The sequence below is a fragment of the Nonomuraea sp. B10E15 genome (genome assembly GCF_039871615.1).
In the GTDB taxonomy this organism is placed as follows: Bacteria; Actinomycetota; Actinomycetes; order Streptosporangiales; family Streptosporangiaceae; genus Nonomuraea.
In genome coordinates, this window is sequence record NZ_JBDPMB010000039.1 from 1 (window position 1) to 17,517 (window position 17,517).

The following is a 17,517-nucleotide window of genomic DNA, read 5'->3' on the forward strand; positions in this document are numbered from 1 at the left end:
GCACCCAAGACGGCCTGTCCAAGAAAGAGATCATCCGCTGCCTCAAGCGCTACATCGCCCGCGAGCTCTATCGGGTCATCACCAGAACTGATCATGAACCCAGTGCTTGACATCAATAGGAGCATCCAGGGGTCCGCTCGTCGAGGAGCGGCAGGCGTACGAGGATGAAGCGGTTCTCCTCCCTGACCACCGTGGCCAGCCGGTCGGCGGCCTTGGCGGGGTCCTTCGACTTGACCTTCTTGCGCTTGAGGCTGTGCGAGCCGGCCAGCCAGAGGTGGCCGTCGGCGCGGGCGAGGCCCTCGATGTCGGCTTCGTCGACGGGGCCGGCCGGGAGGTCGACGTGGTCCGCCAGCTCGAACGTGCGCTGGGCGCCGAAGTGGTCGCCCGTCCACGCCAGGTGCTCGAACGTCGCGGTCTCGTCGCCGGCGATCCAGAGGCCGGTCGCGCTCTGCCTGATCGCTGAGAGGTTTGTATGGGTTTGGGCTGCTCTGGAGGCTTGATCGAAGCGCAGCTCCACCTGTTCCACGACGCCATGATTGCACTTCGGTCGCTTCGAGGACGCCATGGCGGGATATGTCGTACGCTCCGCTCGTGCTCGATGGGGAAGATGAGATCAAGGGTTCCCGCGTGAGAACCGCTTCCAGACCTTGGGTCCCTGCTTCTCCGCCCAAACGCTCCCGCATCGGTGATCTCCGCATGCGGGTGGTGTACCGGGGGCTCGCCGTGGCCGCCGCCGTCGTGGCCGTCGCCGTGACGCTGGTCGTGGTGGTGCTCCCGTCAGGGCCGGACGAGGTCGCGGCGGGGCCGGTAACCGCGCCGCCGGCCGCACCGTCCTCGTCCGGCCCCGCACCTTCCCACGCGGCCGGCGAGCCCGTCGAGGCGGCGAAGGCGTCACCCACTCCCGGCGCCTCGCTCGCGCCCGGCTACACGGCCATGGAGGCGCTGTACGCCGACCCGCGCGTCCCCAAGCTGACCTCCAAGGTCAGGAGGGTCAAGGTGCGCCCGCCCGCCAGGCGGGTCCTCAAGGACCGGCGCACCGGGCTGGCCGTGCCGAGGCTGGGCCGGCCGTGGAAGGCGCACAATCCGGCGCCGTACACCACCAAGCAGGTGCTGCCCAGGCAGCGCGGCACGAGCCTGCGCGGGGTCCTCGTGACCTGCCCGCTCCCGATCATGGAGCAGAAGTCGCGGCGCGACACGGCGCTGCTGGCCGCCCGCTGGACGCTCAACCACCACCCCAAGGGCTCCCGGATCACCTGGCTGGCCGCGCAACCGGTCAAGCGCGGATGGATGCTGATTTATCGGGTGAAGTACGGAAAACACTCCTCCCGGGCGGCCGTCGTCGTCATGGACGGGGGAATGAGCAAGCCCGGCCTGGCGTTCGTCACAGTGCCTGACACGCAGCGCAAGCACTGGCCCGATGTCGGCCGCGTGGCCGCAGGGGTACGTGTCCTAGGCTAGAAAGATCATTGAATGCGGCGATATGGGGGAGTGACGCCGTGGAACGCTCTGGAGCGCCGCAGCCATCCGACAAGGGCAAGGGCAAGCCGCCCTGGCGCTCGGAAGGCCTGCCCGGCACACCCGGAGGGCGACCCAAGATCAACTGGTGGCGGTTCGCCGTCACCCTTCTGATCGTGTACGCGGCCTTCTTCGTGGTCTCGTCGTTCGTCGACAGCGGCTCGGTCGAGACGATCTCGTACACCGAGTTCACCAAGCAGGTGAACGCGAAGAACGTCAAGGACATCTACGCCGAGGGCCTTTCCGTCGAGGGCGACCTCAGATCGGCGGCGAAGAACCCCGAGAGCAACGAGTCCTACACCAAGTTCGCCACCGAGATCCCGGCCTTCGCCAACACCGACCAGCTCGACCAGCAGCTGGCCAACGGGCAGGTCGAGATCACCTCCAAGCCGATCACGCGCGGGTTCTTCTCCAACCTGCTGTTCTCGCTGCTGCCCGTGCTGCTGCTGGCGGGCCTGTGGATCTGGATCATGCGGCGGGGCGCCAGCATGATGGGCGGCGGCGGCCTGGGCGGGCTCGGCAAGTCGAAGGCGGCCAAGCCGGTCGAGGCCGGGCAGGTGCGCGTCACGTTCGACGACGTCGCCGGCATCGACGAGGTCGAGAACGAGCTCGTCGAGATCGTCGACTACCTCAAAGACCCCGACAAATACCGCAGGCTGGGTGCGAAGCTGCCCAAAGGCGTGCTGCTCGCGGGCCCGCCGGGAACCGGCAAGACGCTGCTGGCCAGGGCGGTCGCGGGCGAGGCCAAGGTGCCCTACTTCTCGGCCAGCGCCTCCGAGTTCATCGAGATGATCGTCGGCGTGGGCGCCTCGCGCGTGCGCGACCTGTTCGAGGAGGCGCGGAAGGTGGCGCCGTCGATCGTGTTCATCGACGAGATCGACGCCATCGGCCGGGCCAGGGGCGGCGCCGGCGGCGTCGGCGGGCACGACGAGCGCGAGCAGACGCTCAACCAGATCCTCACCGAGATGGACGGCTTCTCCGGGGCCGAGGGCGTGATCGTCATCGGGGCCACCAACCGCCCCGAGATCCTCGACCCGGCGCTGCTGCGTCCCGGGCGCTTCGACCGTACGGTGCAGGTGGGCCTGCCCGACGCGGCCGGCCGCACCGCGATCCTGGCGGTGCACACGAGGGGCGTGCCGCTCGACCCCGAGGTCGGCCTCGACCAGCTCGCCAAGACCACCCCCGGCATGACCGGCGCCGACCTGGCCAACCTCGTCAACGAGGCGGCCCTCCTTGCCGCCAAGCGCGGCAAGGAGAAGGTCTCGACGGCCGACTTCACCGACGCGCTGGAGAAACTGCAGCTCGGCGCGGCCCGCAGCATCGTCATGCCGGAGGACGAGCGCACCAGGACCGCCTTCCACGAGGCCGGGCACGCGCTGCTCGGGATGCTCCAGCCGGGCGCCGACCCGGTCAGGAAGATCTCCATCATCCCGCGCGGCCGGGCGCTCGGCGTCACGCTGTCCACCCCGGACAGCGACCGCTACGCCTACGACGAGCAATATCTGCGCGGGCGCATCACCGGCGCGCTCGGCGGCATGGCGGCCGAGCAGGTCGTGTTCGGCGTCATCACCACCGGCGCCGAGAACGACCTCGAGCAGGTCACGATGATCGCCCGCGGCATGGTCGGCCGCTGGGGCATGTCGGAGAAGATCGGCCCGCTGACCATCCTGCCCAACGACGGCCAGCAGCCCCAGGCCTCGCCTGTCACGCTCGCCATGGTCGACGAGGAGGCGCGGCGCATCGTGGACGAGTGCTACGAGCGCGCGGTCCAGGTGCTCAGCGACAACCGCGACAAGCTCGACGCGATCGTGGAGGCGCTGCTGGAGCACGAAACCCTCGACGAGGCCGGTGCGTACGCCGCCGCGGGCCTGCTGAGCCGGTCCGCGGACACCGCCGGGAGCCGGCCGAGGGAATTTTCCGAGAATTAGGCAATCCGGACGTTGACGCCGATTGTGGTCGGGGCAGATGTTCCGACAACGATCGGGGGACTTGTCGTGACACTGACTGACGAGCTTCTCGCCGAGCTCGGAGACTCAGGGCTGGAACAGGTCGCCGGGATGCTCGGCACCGACCCGGCCACGGCCCGCATCGTGACCCAGGCCGTCGCGGGCACGATCATCGGTGGCATGGCCCGCGACGCCGAGCACCTTGACGGTGCCGACGCCCTGCTCAGCGCGCTGGACGACCACAAGGACACCGACCCGTTCAACGGCGACGTGGCCTCGCTGACCCGCGACGGCCACAACATCCTCGGCCACGTGTTCGGGGGCCAGGGAACCGAGCGGGCGGCGGCCGGGCTGTCGCAGCTCGCCGCGGTGAACCCCGGGGCCATGATGAAGCTGCTGCCGCTGGTCGCCCCCATGATCATGTCGCTGCTCGCCGACCGCGCCGCCGGGCGTCACCTGGACGCGCGCGCCCTGGCCGACGAGCTCGACCACGAACGGTCCACCCTTCCCGCGAAGCTGGGCGACCTGGTGACGACCCTGCTCGACGGCATCTTCGGCGGCACGCCCGCGCAGCGGACCAGCCCGTACGACACGGCGGCCATCACCCGCGGCCGCAGGAGCGCGGGCAGCCGTGAGATCACACCGGGCACGGCGACCCCCGACTGGTGACCGGTAGGCTGTGCGAGTGATCGTTCTGGCCTCAGCCTCCTCCGCCCGCCTGGCTCTTCTGCGCAGCGCGGGCCTCGACCCCAAGGTCATCGTCAGCGGCGTCGACGAGGAGGCCTATTCGGCCTACTCACCGGCGGCGCTCAGCCTGGTGCTGGCCAAGGCCAAGGCCGAGGCGGTCGCGAGCGGGCTGGACGAAGGGCTGGTCATCGGCTGCGACTCGATCCTCGAGCTCGACGGCCGCCCCTACGGCAAGCCGGCCACACCCGAGGAGGCCCTTGAGCGGTGGCGGCTGCTGCGGGGCCGCACGGGGCGGCTCGTCACGGGCCACTGCGTCATCGACGTCGTCGCCGGCCGGCAGGCGGCGGAGACCGCCACCACCGTGGTGCACTTCGGCCGGCCCTCGCCCGAGGAGATCGCCGCCTACGTCGACACGGGCGAGCCGCTCTCCCTGGCCGGAGCCTTCAGCATCGAAGGGCGCGGCGGATGGTTCGTCGAAGGGATCGAGGGCGACCACGGCAACGTGCTCGGCATCTCGCTGCCGCTCCTTCGCGACCTGTTCGCGGAGCTCGGCTACGCGGTGACGGCTTTCTGGCGCTAGCCTGCCGGACATGCGATCAGTGCGTGACTTCTTCTCCGGCGTGGGCTTCTTCCTCCAGGGGTTCGGCTGGGTCTCTCGCAACGGGCGCTGGTGGCTGTTCGGGCTCATCCCGGCGCTCATCGCGTTCGCCGTCTACGTGGTCGCGCTGATCTTCCTCGGCACCAACGCGACCGATCTGGCCGCGTTCCTGACGCCGTTCGCCGACTCGTGGAGCTGGCGGGAGGCGTTCCGCGCGCTCGTGGGCGTCGCCCTGTTCCTGGGCGGTCTGGCGCTGGCGGTGCTGACCTTCGTCGCGCTCACGCTGGCGATCGGTGATCCGTTCTACGAGAAGTTGTCGGCGGCGGTCGACGTGCTGGAGACGGAGGAGGAGCAGCCCTGGTGGCGCACTCTGCCGCGGTCCATCCGCGACAGCCTGGTCACGCTGTTCTACGTGCTGCTCTTCACGGTTCCGCTGTTCGCGCTCGGGTTCGTACCCGTGGTGGGGCAGACGGTGGTGCCGGTGCTGGGAGCGGCCGTTTCCGGATTTTTCATGACAGTGGAGCTCACCACCCTGGCCCTGGAACGGCGCGGCATGGCCCGCAAGGAACGCTTCGCCCTCCTCCGCGCCAACAAGGCGGGCACGCTGGGGTTCGGAGTGGCCGTGTTCCTGCTCTTCCTCATCCCGTTCGTGGCGGTCATCGCCATGCCCGCCGCCGTGGCCGGCGCCGCCCTCCTCGTACGCACCCGCCTGGCCCCGGCCTCCACCCCCAGCCCTGACCCGGCGCCCTGAGGTGCTTCGGGGGGCCCGGGCTCACCTCTCCCCACGTAAAACATCAGGACCTCGCCGAGCTCGTCGGCTGATCGAGTGCGCCGCCGTCGCGTGACTGTCGGGTGGCCGCCAGGAGACGCCGGTCGCCCCGCTGCGGGGTTCGCGAGCTCGTGAGGTGCGCCACGTCCTCAGCCCTCCGGCTGACCTGCGGCCTTGCCGATGTCACAGCCCGAGGTGGCTTCTCGTCATGGGAGGTGCACGCCCTTTCGTTTCAGGAGTAGCTGATGAACCTCACCTTGTGGATCGCCGCCGGACTGCTGGCAGCCGTGGCCTTGCTCGGCGGCTTCACCAAGACCTTCGTCCCCCAGGCAAAGCTGGCCGCGAGCCATGGCGGGGGGTGGACCGGGGAGGTGAGCGCCGGCTTCGTCAAGACCCTGGGCATCCTGGAGGTCCTGGCCGCGGCGGGCTTCATCCTGCCCGCCGCGCTCGGCATCGCCCCGGTGATGGTGCCGGTGACCGCCGTCTGCTGGATCCTGTTGATGATCGGCGCGGGGATCACCCACGGCCGCCGCGGCGAATACCCGCTCGTGGCGCTGAACGCGGTCTACCTGGCGCTCGCGGCCTTCGTCGCCTGGGGCCGCCTCGCCGTCGAGCCCTTCGCCGGCTGACCCCGGCAGCAGGGTGGAGATGTGCCGGCTGCCGGGTTGTCCACAGCCTCAGCCCGCCCCCTCGCTCCATCCCCAGAACGACTTTCGGTTCTTCCGGCCCCCGCCCGCCCTCGGCACCCTTGGGGCCCATGACGACCGACAGCTCCACCCCCGCTCCCGCCTTCACCGACGAGCCCCGCCTCACCCTGGCCGGCCCCTCCGACGTCCTCGCAGCCGTCCCCTACCTGGTGGGTTTCCACCCGAAGACCTCCCTCGTGGTGATCGGCATCGACCACGGCACGACCAAGGTCGTGGCCCGATGGGGTCTCCCGCTGGAGCCCGGCACCCTCGACCCGCTGGCCCCCCTCCTGCAGCGGGAGAGCGTCACGGAGATCGTGATCGTGGGCTACGGTCCCGGCGAGGTGGTCACCCCCGCGGTCGACGAGGTCAGGCGGCTGGCTCCACGGGCCGGCGTCCGCGTGGGGGAGGCACTACGCGCCCATGAGGGCCGCTACTGGTCCTACGTCTGCGACGTCCCCAGATGTTGCCCTGCGGACGGCACCACCTACGACCCGTCCACCAGCCGGATCGCCGCGGAGGCGACGGTCCGGGGCCTGGTGGCCCTGCCCGACCGCGAGGCGCTGGAGCACACGCTGGCCCCTGTCACGGGTCCGGTGCGCATGGCGATGCGGCGGGCCACGTCCGACGCCGTCGCGGAGGTCAGGGCCGGGCTCACCGCCACTCCCGACCTCGACGCCCACGCCCGGCAGTTCGTCTCGGAGGGCCTGGCCAGGGTCCGGTCGGCGGTGCGGACCCACGCCGGTGGCGGCCGCCTCGACGACGCCGAGGCCGCCAGGCTCGGCCTGGACCTGGCGGTCATCCGCGTCCGCGATGAGGCCTGGACCCTCATGGACGAATCCCACGCGTCCCTGTGGAAGGATCTGACGCGCAGGCTGGAGCCCCGCTTCACGCCACCGGCCGCCTCCCTCCTGGCCATGGCGGCCTGGCGGGCGGGAAACAACGTCCAGGCCACCATCGCCCTCGAGCGCGCCCTGACCGTCGACCCCGGCTACTCGATGGCCAACCTCCTCATGCACGCCCTGCAGAACCTGCTCTCACCGAGCGTCCTGCGAGACCGTCTCCCCACCCCGGCCGAGCTCGACGCCGCCATGGGCCCCGTCCACGCGGTGTGGTTGCTGCCCCTGGTCAACCTGCTCGACGACGAGGCACCGCCGCCACCTCTCGAATAGCCGTCCACCATGGTCCTACTCTTGAGGGCCGTGCGCGGTGAAGGGATATGACCCTCGGCCGTCTGGAAAATCGCACGGAGGAATATCCGAATTCCGGATGTCCGGGTTAGAGGGTGTCCTCCTCGCGGCGGCGGCGCTCGTTGTAATCGCGCATCCGCCGCGGATATCCGGTGAGCTGAACGTCGTACACCGGCAGGGCAAGATTGCGAGCGACCTTGCGGATGACGGCCGGTGAGCCGACCCTCCGCCTGGTCCACTCGCCGTCGTCGGCCACCGCCACAGCGGTCGTGTCGGTGGCGAAAGTCTCTGGCTCGACGTAGAACTCGACGCCACGCCGCGAACGGGCAAAGGCGATGAGCGCTTCGATGTCGGCGTCTGTCGCCTCTCGGTCGAACTTTGCGACTTTGGGGCCGCGCAGCCGACGCAGGCCGTAGCGGTCGCGCCATCTCATGAATCCTTTTTATACGATCTGAGGGCTCCGCGCCGGGGGATGATCTAAGGGACGGATCGGGGATTCTCCGGATAGCACCCGGGCCTTCGAAGACGCAGTATGGGGGGAGACCGTTCGATTCTCACCGAGGAGAGGCATGGCGATGATGGCTGGGGTACCGACAACCCCTGGGCCGGGACAGGTGCCGCCAGCTCAACTGCGCGTCACCCACCAGGACCGAGAGCACGTGGTGGAGCACGTCAAGGCCGCCTACGCTGAGGGCCGCTTCGACAAGCTCGAGTTCGACGACCGGCTGGAGCGCGCGATGACGGCGCGCACGCACGGTGACCTGATGCCCATCATGACCGAGATCTACGGCACCCAGGCCGTGCCCCAGCTCGCCCCTCCTTCCGCGGCCGAAGTCCGCCACGAGCGCGTGCCGGAGAGCAACGAACGCCTCGGCGCCGCGCTCGGCCACATGGTGCTGCTGCTCGGCGTACCGATCGTGGCACCGCTGATCCTGCTGCTCACCGGGGGCAAGACCTCCCCCTACATCCGCCGGCAGGCGCTGGAGGCGCTCAACTTCCAGATCACGCTCGTAGGAGCGTCGATCTTGCTGCCCTTCACCATCATCGGCATCGTGCTGGTGCCGATCATCTGGGTCGTGGCGGTGGTCCTCGCGATCGTCGGCGGCGTCTCGGCCCTGACGGAGGGAAACTTCCGCTACCCGATGACGCTCCGCCTGGTGAAGTGACACGACGTTTCGTCCCGCTTCTTTCGCGTACGCCCCGCCGAGGCCCTGACCTCCGCGGGGCGCGTCGCGTCCTTCCCCGCACACGCCCGCTCCCGAGCTCCCCAACCGTCCGGTGCACGGCCGACCGCCGTTCTTCCGCTGGCCGGCTGTGGCCAGGGTCAGCGGGCCAGCACCTGATACTTGACCTTCATCACACCGGCACTGGTGTTGCCGATGGCGGCGAAGGCGGCTCTGGACAGGTCGAGGCAGCGGCCGCCGATGTACGGGCCGCGGTCGTTGATGCGAACCGTGACCGTCTCTCCGCTGGCCGGGTTGGTCACGCGGACCTTGCTGCCCAACGGGAGGGTCTTGTGCGCGGCGGTCATCGCCGAGGGGTTGAAACGCTCGCCGCTGGCCGTCATCTGGGGGTCGCCATTAGAGCCTCCTGAGGGGACCGTCGCCTGCAGGCGATGGGGGAATCGGGAGCGGGAGGGCCGCCAAGGCCCGGGCGTTCTGTGGCGGAACCTCGGACACCGTCGCCTCCTGCGGATAGGATGGTGCTTGTGCTTTCGGGCATCGGTCAGGGCTTGGCCGTCGTCTCCCGCGTAAGCGGGGCGAGAAGCCGCTTCCTTCAGGGAGCGGAGGAGTCACAGTAGGAAGCGCCGCACCTGCCGGACGACAGCACACGGAGCTTGGGCTTCGAGGAACGCGTCTTCGGCTCGGGTGATCCGGGCTTCGCCGTCGCCTGGGATTCGGTCTTCGCTCCCGGTCCCCGGGATTCAGCCTTCGCCCCGGTCCCCTGGGACTCCATCTTCGCGCCCGGACGCCGCGCGCCAGGGCCGGGGGTCGCCGTCACCGACCCGGACCCCTGGGAGCCGGTGTTACCACCGGACTCAGGGGATGTCGTCGTCTTCGGGTGGGCCGCCGGGGTCCTGGAGAGGGGGACGGTTGCGGGCTGTTCCGGCGGGCGGCTTCGCCGGGGGTGCTGGCCTGACCGGGAGCGCCCATCGAGCGCCGGAAGGGGTCGTCGTCGCCGAAGGCGGCCCACGCGGTCGTCGAGGCGGCGCAGACGACGGCGGCGCCGGCTGCGACGGCGGTCCACCGCTTGGCGGGAGAGAGCTTGCGGTCATGCGGAGACGGCTTGCGGGAATGCTGGCCCAACGTAAACCACGGGTCCTACATAGGGGATAGGGCTAGGAAGGGCCGGGCGCGAGGGGGCGAGGGCGTACGGCGGCCGATCCGCGGGCGGGCTGGGGGTCCCGCGCGACGAGGACGAACATATGCGACAAACGGCGAGTAAAGATGGGACATTAAGTGACTCATCTCACGGGCTCGCCCCAGCGGTGTGGCAGCCGGCCGAGGAGCGGCACGTGTACGTCATCGAGGACGCCGCTCGCGCCGGAGGCGGTGTGGCATGATCGGGCCGGACGATCCGGTGCCCGAGGCGGACGGGACCGCGGGGCAGGGGCGCGGCCGGCGGAGGGGAGCGGAGCGGTCGGGCAGGCGGAGGGGAGCGAGGCAACATCCGTCTTTCGCGACGCCGGCCGCGACTGGCGGGCCGGAAGACTCCGCGACGCTTCCTGACGGTTGCCTCCACGCAGAGCGCGTCCCGCGGCCGCGGCCGCGAGCGGGGCGTGCCGGTCCGTGCTTGAGGGGCGCGCTCGTACCGACGCCCTCCACGGCCCGTCGCCGGTGGGCGGCGAGGCCGTGTGGATCACAACATCAGCGCGCGTACGGTCTCCACCGTGTCGGCGTCCTCGACCCGCTTGTCGGGGCGGTAGCGCAGGACGCGGGCGAAGCGCAGGGCCATGCCGCCCGGGTAGCGGGGTGAACGCTGCACCCCGTCGAAGGCGATCTCCACGACCACCTCAGGTCGCACCCTGACCGTCCAGCCGTCGGTGGGGCCTTCGGCGAGCTCGAGGAAACGCTCGGTCTGCCAGGCGAGCAACTCGTCCGTCATGCCTTTGAAGGTCTTGCCGAGCATCACGAACCCGCCATCGGGGTCTCTGGCCCCCAGGTGGAGATTGGACAGCTTGCCCTGGCGCCGCCCGTGACCCCACTCGGCCGCCAGCACGACCAGGTCGAGCGTGTGACGCGGCTTGACCTTGATCCAGCCGGCGCCACGGCGGCCCGCCGCGTAGGGGGAGGCCAGGGACTTGACCACCAGGCCCTCGTGGCCGGCCTTCACCACGTCGGTGAAGAACTGCTCGGCCTCCGTCACCTCGTCCGCGATCAGCCGCGGGGTCAGCAGACCCTGGGGGACCAGGCGGGTCAGCGCCTCCTGGCGCCGGGCGTAGGGCTGGTCGAGCAGGTCGGCGCCGTCGACCCGCAGCGCGTCGAAGAAGAACACGCTGAGCGGCGTCCGCTCGCGCAGCCGCGCGACGTCGGTCTTGCTGGACACCCGGCTCGCCGTCACCTGGAACGGGTGCGGCCGCCCGTCGGGGCGCAGGGCGATCACCTCGCCGTCGAGCACCAGATCGTCCGCGGGCATCGCGAGCACGGCCTCGACCAGCTCGGGAACCTGCGGCGTGATGTCGTCGAGCGTGCGGGTGAAGACCTTGACCTCCGAGCCCGCGCGGTGGGCCTGCACCCTGACCCCGTCGAGCTTCCACTCCAGCGCCGCGGGCGTGCCCGCCTTCTTGAGCGCGGCCGCCACGTTGGGCGCGCTGCCCGCCAGCATGGGCGAGACCGCCCGCCCCACCTCCAGCCGGAACGTGTGCAACGCCGCCACCCCGCCGGCCAGCGCGGCAGCCCCGACGGCGGGCAGCGAACCGCGCAGCGTGAGCGCGCGGCGCACGTCGCTCGCGGGAGCGCCGGACGCCTTGGCCACCGCCTCGATCATCACGCCGTCGAGCGCGCCCTGCCGCAGCTCGCCGTGGAGCAGCCGGCTCATGAACTGCTGCTCCTGGCTGGTCAGCCCCGCGAACAGCTGCGCCACCAGCGTCTTGCGCGCCGTTTGCGAGCCCTGCCCGGACACCGCCTTGATCGTGCTCAGCAACGCGTCGACGGCGGTCAGCGTGGCGGTGGCGGCCAGTTTGGGCTGGGGGAGATCCTCCAGCGTGCGCCAGCCGACGCCCACCTGCCGCTGGGGCAGCTCGCCCGAGAGATAGGAGATGGCGATCTCGGCTTCGCCGGGGCCGACCCGGCCCAGCAGCTCCGCCAGATGACCGATCTTGCCCAGCCTGGCGGACGTGCGCGTCACCGCCTCGGACACCCGGACCACGTCGATCAGAAGCACACGTTCATGGTGCCTCACGTGGCCGACATTTCCGTCCACCGGGTGCAAGGATTCTCAGTGATTCGCCCGGTGCGCGATCGACGCGAGCGCTCGGGCGCAGGAGAACCGCTCCGCCGAGCGCCGGGCCTGTGGCGGCTTCCGCAACCCCGGCCAGGTGGTGGCTTGCGCGCCGGGCCCGAAGGATGGCTCCGCTGGTGGTGTCGGAAGGTGGCCTTCGGGACCGGCTTCGACCGGGTGACCGGGCAGGCCTTCCCGGAAGGAGGGAGACGCTAGCTGACGCCGAGCAGGTCGACGACGAAGATGAGCGTCTCGTTCGGCTTGATGCGGGCGCCCGCTCCGCGGCTGCCGTAGCCGAGGTGCGGCGGGATGACCAGCTTGCGCCGGCCGCCGACCTTCATGCCCGCGACGCCCTGGTCCCAGCCGGCGATGACCCGCCCGCCGCCGAGGGGGAACTCGAACGCCTCGCCGCGGTTCCACGACGCGTCGAACTCCTCCCCGGTCGAGAACGCGACGCCCACGTAGTGGACGCGTACGTTGTGGCCGGGCTTGGCCTCCTGGCCGTCGCCGACGGTCAGGTCGACGATCTCCAGGTCGGCGGGCGGATTGCCTCCGGGAAAGTCGATCTCGGGCTTCTCGAGTGCCACGTAGTGCTCCTGTTGACGATGAGAACTGACCCGACGACTCTATGCGCTCGGGACATCGTCGTCGTTCGTGACTCCGCCGATTCCCGACCCGGGCGGGCCGCTGTTGCGGGGACGCGCGGTCACCAGCTCTGGTGCAGGGGCATGCCTTCGGCGTAGCCGGACGAGCTCTGGACGCCGACGACCGCCTGCCGGTGGAACTCCGCCAGGTTGGAGGCCCCCGCGTACGTGCACGACGAGCGCAGCCCGGCCACGATGGCGTCGATCTGGTCCTCCACGCTGGGCCGTTTCGGATCCAGGTACATCCGGGACGTCGAGATGCCCTCCTCGAACACGGCCTTCCTGGCCCGCTCGAACGCCGAGTCGTCGGCCGTCCTGAGCCGCACGGCCCGCGCGGAGGCCATGCCGAAGTTCTCCTTGTACTTGCGCCCGTTGGCGTCCGTACGGGTGTCTCCCGGCGACTCGTACGTGCCCGCGAACCAGGACCCGATCATCACGTTGGAGGCGCCGGCGGCCAGCGCCAGGGCGACGTCGCGCGGGTGCCGCACGCCACCGTCCGCCCACGCGTGCCGCCCCAGCCGCCGGGCCTCGGCCGCGCACTCGACGACGGCCGAGAACTGCGGCCGGCCGACCCCGGTCATCATCCGCGTGGTGCACATGGCGCCGGGGCCCACCCCGACCTTGACGATGTCGGCCCCGGCGGCGACGAGATCGCGTACCCCCTCGGCGGTCACCACGTTGCCGGCCGCGACGGGGACGGGGGCGTCGAGCGCCTTGACGGCGCGGAGCGCGGAGATCATCTTGTCCTGGTGGCCGTGGGCGGTGTCCACGACCAGGCAGTCGATCCCGGCGTCGAGCAGTTCCGCGGCCCTGGCGGCCACGTCGCCGTTCACGCCGACGGCGGCCGCGATGAGCAGCCGGCCCTGGGGGTCGACGGCGGGCTGGTAGAGGGTGGCGCGCAGCGCGCCCATGCGGGTGAGGATGCCGACCAGCCGCCCGGCGGCGTCGACGATGGGCGCGAGCCGGTGGCGGCCCTCGTGCAGCCGGTCGAAGGCCGTGCGCGGGTCGAGCCCGGCGGGCAGCGTCAGCAGCTCGCTCGACATGACCTCGGAGAGCTGGGTGTACATGTCCACGCCCTCGCAGTCGGCCTCGGTCACGACGCCGACGGGCTGGTTGTCCCAGTCGACCACGATGACGGCGTTGTGCGCCCGCTTGGGCAGCAGTTGCAGCGCCTCGCCGACCGTGTCGTGCGGGGTGAGGGTGAGCGGCGTGTCGTGCACGAGGTCGCGGTTCTTGACCCAGTCGACCACGTTGGCCACGACGTCCAGCGGGATGTCCTGCGGGATCACGGTGATGCCGCCGCGCCGCGCCACGGTCTCGGCCATGCGCCGGCCGGCGACCGCGGTCATGTTGGCCACGACGAGGGGGATGGTGGTGCCGGTGCCGTCGTTGGACGAGAGGTCGACCGCGAGCCGCGAGCCGATCGAGGACCGCGACGGGACCATGAAGACGTCGCTGTAGGTCAGATCGTACGGAGGCTCGAGGTCATTGAGAAATTTCACGTTCATCCATCTTATGTGGTGACAGGGTGTGCCAAGGGTTTCCCCCTTTCTCGGGGGCTTATGATCGGCCGGGACACTTTTGGGGGAGGGAGGGCCTGTGGACGTCACCGAACGGGCCGAGCTGACCGTGGTCGGCTTCGCCGTACGTACCACCAACGCCGACGAGAAGGATCCGGAGCGGGCCAAGCTGCCCGCGCTCTGGAAGCGAGCGGGTGCGCCGGGGGCTTTCGCGCACGTGCCGGGACGCGTGGACGAGAACCTCTACGCCGTGCTGACGGACTACGAGAGCGACCACAACGGGGCTTTCACGCAGATCGTCGGCATCGGCGTGCGCACCGTGCCGCGGTTGCCCGAGGGCATGGTGGCCGTCCGGGTGCCGGCGGCCAAGTCGCTGAAGCTGGAGGCCCGCGGCTCGATGCCGCAGGCGCTCGTGGAGGCGTGGCAGCAGGTGTGGCACTACACCGAGTCGGGCGGTTCGCCGGCGCGCGCGTTCACCACGGATCTGGAGGTGCACCACCGCGACGGCGCCGACCTGTTCATCGCCCTCTAGCGAGGGCCGGACACGGGTGGATCAGAGGCCGAGCGCGGCGGCCGCCGCCTTGACGGCCGTCGGCTTGACCTCTTCGATCGGCCGGTCGGCGTACTCGACCGTGCAGTCGGACATGCCGCCGAGCGCCACCGTGGCCCGGATGCGCTGCTCCTGCGTGACGTCGGCGCCGAGCAGCAGGCCCACGAGCCGGCGCCGCCAGTCGAACAAGCGGTCGGTCAGGTCGAGCTGGCCCAGCGTGGCCAGGTCGCTGAGCACCATGACGAGCACCTGGCGGTGCCGCCAGATCATCTCGAAATAGTCATCCAGCAGCTCGCGCGGGTCGCCGGGCGCTCGTGCCGTCACGAACCTGTCGTGGTCGTCGATCAGCGGCTGGACGATGCTGCGCACGAGGTCGTCGCGCGAGGCGAAGTGGTAATAGAGCGCGGGCTTGGTGATGCCCAGCCGGTCTGAGATCTGGCGCAGGCTGGTGTTGCGCACGCCCTGCTCGGCGAACAGTTCGCGGGCGACCGCCTGGATGCGGGCCTTGGTGTCACTGGGCATGAGCCAAGGCTATCCCTTACCTATCGTTAAGTAAGGGGCCGTGCTAGCGTCGCACTTACCATCCGTTAAGTAAGGAGAGTGCGGTGCGAATCCTCATCTCGGGGGCGAGCGTGGCGGGACCGGCGCTGGCGTACTGGCTCAGCAGGTACGGCTTCGAGGTCACCGTCGTGGAACGCGCTCCCGCGCTGCGGAAGACGGGCGGCCACGCCATCGACCTGTTCAGGCCGGCCATGGACATCGTCGAGCAGATGGGCGTGCTGCGGCAGGTCCTGGACAGGAGGACCGGCACGGATGTGCTCACGATCTACCGGGAGGGGCACGCGCGCCCCGTGAACGTGGAGGTGCGCCGCCTCATGGCGGGGGTCTCCGACCGGCACGTCGAGATCATGCGCGACGACCTGAGCGAGATCTTCTACGACGCCACCCGGCACGACGCCGGCTACGTCTTCGGCGACTCCATCGCCTCGATCTCCGACGGCGGGGAGGTGGTCTTCGACAGCGGCAGGACAGGCGCGTACGACCTGGTGATCGGCGCCGACGGCCTGCACTCGAACGTGCGCCGCCTGGTCTTCGGCCCCGAGTCGCGCTTCACCTCGTGGATCGGCGCCTACCTGGCCGTCGCCTCGGTGCCCAACCACCTGGGGCTCGACGGCCGGATGGAGGGCGTGACGGGGGCCGGCAGGATGGCGGCGCTCTACGGCGCGGCGCACATGGCCGACGCGCGGGCCGTGTTCCTGTTCAGGACCCCGGAGCCGCTCGACTACCACTACAGGGACGTCGCCCGCCAGAAGGAATGCCTGCGAGAGCACTTCGCCGACGCGGGATGGGAGGTGCCGCGGCTCATGGAGGAGCTGGACCGTACGCCGGCCTTCTACTTCGACTCGATCACCCAGCTCCGCCTGGACACCTGGTCACGGGGCCGGGTGACGCTGGTCGGGGACGCCGGCTACTGCCCGGGCCCGGCCGTCGGGGGCAGCACGAGCCTCGCGGTTGTGGGGGCGTACATCCTGGCGGGCGAGCTGGCCGCCCACGGCGGCGACCACACGCGGGCCTTCCCCGCCTACGAGGCGGAGATCGGCGCGTACGTGCGCCGCAGCCGGGCCTTCGCCATCGCCGCGGCCAGGCGCCTGGTGCCCGGCAGCCGGTTCGAGGTGTGGGCGCTGGTCCAGGCCGCGCGGCTGATCGATCACCTGCCGGCCGCCGTGACCAGGGCGGCGAGCAAGATCGGCGCTGCCAAGGGGGTGCGCCTGCACGACTCGATCACGCTGAAGGACTATGCGGCCCACGCCGTGGCGACGGCACGCTAGGCGAGCACTCCCTGGGCGCGCAGCTTCTCCGCCTCCTCCGGTGACAGGCCCCAGCCCGACAGGTCGGCCTGGCGGGTGGCGGCTGACAGGTCCTGGGCGGGCACGCCCAGCAGGCGGGGCGCGGGCACGGGATGGGTCACGCCGCCGACCTCGACGAACGAGCCTCTGGCGACGTTGTGCGGGTGCGCGGCGGCCTCCGCCATGGACAGCACGGGGGAGACGCACGCGTCCGAACCCTCGAAGAGTGCCTCCCACTCGGCCCGCGTCCGCGTCCTGAACTCCGCCGCCAGGCGGGCCCTCAGCGCCGGCCACTGCGCCCTGTCGTTCCTGTCGGGCAGGTCGGCCAGGCCCATCAGGGTCACCATCGCCTCCCAGAACTGCGGCTCCAGCGCCCCCACGGCGACGTACCCGCCGTCGGCCGTCTCGTAGGTGTCGTACTGCGGGGCGCCGGTGTCCAGCAGGTTCGTGCCGCGCGGCCCCCAGAGGCCGCTCTGCACGGCCTGGTAGAACATGGAGAACAGGATGGCCGCGCCGTCGACCATGGCCGCGTCGACCACCCTGCCCCTGCCGGTGCGCTCCCGTTCGAACAGGGCGAGCAGCACGCCGTACGCGAGCATGAGCCCGCCGCCGGCGAAGTCGCCGAGGATGTTGATCGGCGGCGTCGGCTTGTCACCTTCGCGGCCCAGCATCGACAGGACGCCGGAAACGGCGACGTAGTCGATGTCGTGCCCGGCGGTGGGGGCGAGCGGCCCGTCCTGCCCCCAGCCGGTCATCCGGCCGTAGATCAGCCGCTCGTTCACGGCGTGCAGGTCGTCCGGCCCGATGCCGAGCCGCTCGGCCACCCCGGGCCGGAACACCTCGATCACCACGTCGGCGTGCCGGGCCAGCTCCTTGAACGCCGACACGCCCTCCGGGATCTTCAGATCCAGCCCGACCGTGCGCTTGCCGCGGTCCATGACGTCGGTGCGCGGCCGGTCGGAAACCGCCTTGACACGGTCCACACGCAGGACTTCCGCGCCGTGATCGGCTAGCATCATCCCGGCGAACGGCCCTGGAGCGAGTCCGGCGAGTTCCAGCACGCGCACTCCGGCCAGCGGGCCACGGCGATCATCAGGCATGTACGTCTCCTCGGTGTGAGCCCAG

General features: G+C 70.7%; 18 protein-coding genes. 10 read left to right on the top strand and 8 right to left on the bottom strand.

The genetic code is table 11. The features are described 5' to 3' along the window. Positions 1–112: 112 nt before the first annotated feature. Positions 113–526: a DUF3616 domain-containing protein gene (locus ABGB14_RS47970; protein WP_347650568.1), complete on the bottom strand. Its 414-nt coding sequence runs from the start codon at positions 524–526 to the stop codon at positions 113–115. A 170-nt stretch (positions 527–696) separates the two neighbouring features. On the opposite strand from ABGB14_RS47970, the gene ABGB14_RS47975 reads away from it, so the two are divergent. From ABGB14_RS47975 to ABGB14_RS48005, 7 genes are all read left to right on the top strand, one after another. Next, entirely contained in the window at positions 697–1,458 is a 762-nt protein-coding gene (locus ABGB14_RS47975) for a hypothetical protein (protein ID WP_347650569.1), read from the top strand. Between the two features lie 38 nt (positions 1,459–1,496). Beyond that, a complete protein-coding gene (gene ftsH / locus ABGB14_RS47980) occupies positions 1,497–3,443 on the top strand; it encodes an ATP-dependent zinc metalloprotease FtsH (RefSeq protein ID WP_347650570.1) in 1,947 nt (648 codons plus the stop codon). Between the two features lie 66 nt (positions 3,444–3,509). Then, complete coding sequence (locus ABGB14_RS47985) at positions 3,510–4,130, top strand: DUF937 domain-containing protein (RefSeq protein WP_347650571.1); 621 nt, start codon at positions 3,510–3,512, stop codon at positions 4,128–4,130. Between the two features lie 16 nt (positions 4,131–4,146). After that, on the top strand, positions 4,147–4,728 hold the full coding sequence (locus ABGB14_RS47990) for a nucleoside triphosphate pyrophosphatase (RefSeq protein WP_347650572.1): 582 nt from the start codon (positions 4,147–4,149) through the stop codon (positions 4,726–4,728). 10 nt (positions 4,729–4,738) lie between these two features. After that, positions 4,739–5,497, top strand: a complete 759-nt coding sequence (locus tag ABGB14_RS47995) for an EI24 domain-containing protein (protein ID WP_347650573.1) — start codon at positions 4,739–4,741, stop codon at positions 5,495–5,497. 263 nt (positions 5,498–5,760) lie between these two features. Further along, the gene (locus tag ABGB14_RS48000; RefSeq protein WP_347650574.1) at positions 5,761–6,144 is read left to right on the top strand and encodes a DoxX family protein; all 384 of its coding nucleotides are present in this window, start codon (positions 5,761–5,763) and stop codon (positions 6,142–6,144) included. Between the two features lie 128 nt (positions 6,145–6,272). Beyond that, entirely contained in the window at positions 6,273–7,373 is a 1,101-nt protein-coding gene (locus ABGB14_RS48005; protein WP_347650575.1) for a DUF4192 domain-containing protein, read from the top strand. 106 nt (positions 7,374–7,479) lie between these two features. Here the strand turns inward: ABGB14_RS48005 and ABGB14_RS48010 are convergent, their stop codons facing one another. Beyond that, entirely contained in the window at positions 7,480–7,824 is a 345-nt protein-coding gene (locus ABGB14_RS48010; RefSeq protein WP_132641993.1) for a hypothetical protein, read from the bottom strand. Positions 7,825–8,005: 181 nt separating this feature from the next. Between ABGB14_RS48010 and ABGB14_RS48015 the strand changes: the two genes are divergently transcribed. Further along, on the top strand, positions 8,006–8,557 hold the full coding sequence (locus ABGB14_RS48015; RefSeq protein WP_347650576.1) for a DUF1707 and DUF4870 domain-containing protein: 552 nt from the start codon (positions 8,006–8,008) through the stop codon (positions 8,555–8,557). A 158-nt stretch (positions 8,558–8,715) separates the two neighbouring features. Here ABGB14_RS48015 and ABGB14_RS48020 read toward each other — a convergent pair whose 3' ends face one another. The 4 genes from ABGB14_RS48020 to ABGB14_RS48035 form a co-directional block, all read right to left on the bottom strand. Further along, positions 8,716–8,958 (bottom strand): septal ring lytic transglycosylase RlpA family protein, encoded by a 243-nt coding sequence (locus tag ABGB14_RS48020; RefSeq protein WP_347650577.1) that lies wholly within the window; start codon positions 8,956–8,958, stop codon positions 8,716–8,718. 1,292 nt (positions 8,959–10,250) lie between these two features. Beyond that, positions 10,251–11,774 carry an ATP-dependent DNA ligase gene (locus ABGB14_RS48025; RefSeq protein ID WP_347650578.1) on the bottom strand — a complete coding sequence of 508 codons (1,524 nt, stop codon included), beginning with the start codon at positions 11,772–11,774 and terminating at the stop codon, positions 10,251–10,253. Positions 11,775–12,043: 269 nt separating this feature from the next. After that, positions 12,044–12,418, bottom strand: coding sequence for an FKBP-type peptidyl-prolyl cis-trans isomerase (locus ABGB14_RS48030; RefSeq protein ID WP_132516184.1), 375 nt, complete (start codon positions 12,416–12,418; stop codon positions 12,044–12,046). A 119-nt stretch (positions 12,419–12,537) separates the two neighbouring features. Continuing rightward, positions 12,538–13,977, bottom strand: coding sequence for a GuaB1 family IMP dehydrogenase-related protein (locus ABGB14_RS48035; RefSeq protein WP_347650579.1), 1,440 nt, complete (start codon positions 13,975–13,977; stop codon positions 12,538–12,540). A 97-nt stretch (positions 13,978–14,074) separates the two neighbouring features. Between ABGB14_RS48035 and ABGB14_RS48040 the strand changes: the two genes are divergently transcribed. Continuing rightward, entirely contained in the window at positions 14,075–14,527 is a 453-nt protein-coding gene (locus ABGB14_RS48040) for a GyrI-like domain-containing protein (RefSeq protein ID WP_347650580.1), read from the top strand. A gap of 21 nt (positions 14,528–14,548) precedes the next feature. On the opposite strand, the gene ABGB14_RS48045 is transcribed toward ABGB14_RS48040, so the two are convergent. Then, positions 14,549–15,067: a helix-turn-helix domain-containing protein gene (locus ABGB14_RS48045; RefSeq protein WP_347650581.1), complete on the bottom strand. Its 519-nt coding sequence runs from the start codon at positions 15,065–15,067 to the stop codon at positions 14,549–14,551. Between the two features lie 83 nt (positions 15,068–15,150). Between ABGB14_RS48045 and ABGB14_RS48050 the strand changes: the two genes are divergently transcribed. Continuing rightward, positions 15,151–16,374 (top strand): FAD-dependent monooxygenase, encoded by a 1,224-nt coding sequence (locus ABGB14_RS48050; protein ID WP_347650582.1) that lies wholly within the window; start codon positions 15,151–15,153, stop codon positions 16,372–16,374. On the opposite strand, the gene ABGB14_RS48055 is transcribed toward ABGB14_RS48050, so the two are convergent. Beyond that, positions 16,371–17,492 carry a CaiB/BaiF CoA-transferase family protein gene (locus ABGB14_RS48055; RefSeq protein ID WP_347650583.1) on the bottom strand — a complete coding sequence of 374 codons (1,122 nt, stop codon included), beginning with the start codon at positions 17,490–17,492 and terminating at the stop codon, positions 16,371–16,373. The two genes, ABGB14_RS48050 and ABGB14_RS48055, sit on opposite strands and share 4 nt — an antisense overlap. Positions 17,493–17,517 lie beyond the last annotated feature (25 nt).

What these genes read in the sequence shown, in the direction of transcription:
- ABGB14_RS47975 (WP_347650569.1), top strand. Translation starts at nt 697, where the DNA reads ATGCGGGTGGTGTACCGGGGGCTCGCCGTGGCCGCCGCCGTCGTGGCC.
- ABGB14_RS47995 (WP_347650573.1), top strand. Translation starts at nt 4,739, where the DNA reads ATGCGATCAGTGCGTGACTTCTTCTCCGGCGTGGGCTTCTTCCTCCAG.
- ABGB14_RS48000 (WP_347650574.1), top strand. Translation starts at nt 5,761, where the DNA reads ATGAACCTCACCTTGTGGATCGCCGCCGGACTGCTGGCAGCCGTGGCC.
- ABGB14_RS48005 (WP_347650575.1), top strand. Translation starts at nt 6,273, where the DNA reads ATGACGACCGACAGCTCCACCCCCGCTCCCGCCTTCACCGACGAGCCC.
- ABGB14_RS48010 (WP_132641993.1), bottom strand. Translation starts at nt 7,824, where the DNA reads ATGAGATGGCGCGACCGCTACGGCCTGCGTCGGCTGCGCGGCCCCAAA.
- ABGB14_RS48020 (WP_347650577.1), bottom strand. Translation starts at nt 8,958, where the DNA reads ATGACGGCCAGCGGCGAGCGTTTCAACCCCTCGGCGATGACCGCCGCG.
- ABGB14_RS48045 (WP_347650581.1), bottom strand. Translation starts at nt 15,067, where the DNA reads ATGCCCAGTGACACCAAGGCCCGCATCCAGGCGGTCGCCCGCGAACTG.
- ABGB14_RS48055 (WP_347650583.1), bottom strand. Translation starts at nt 17,492, where the DNA reads ATGCCTGATGATCGCCGTGGCCCGCTGGCCGGAGTGCGCGTGCTGGAA.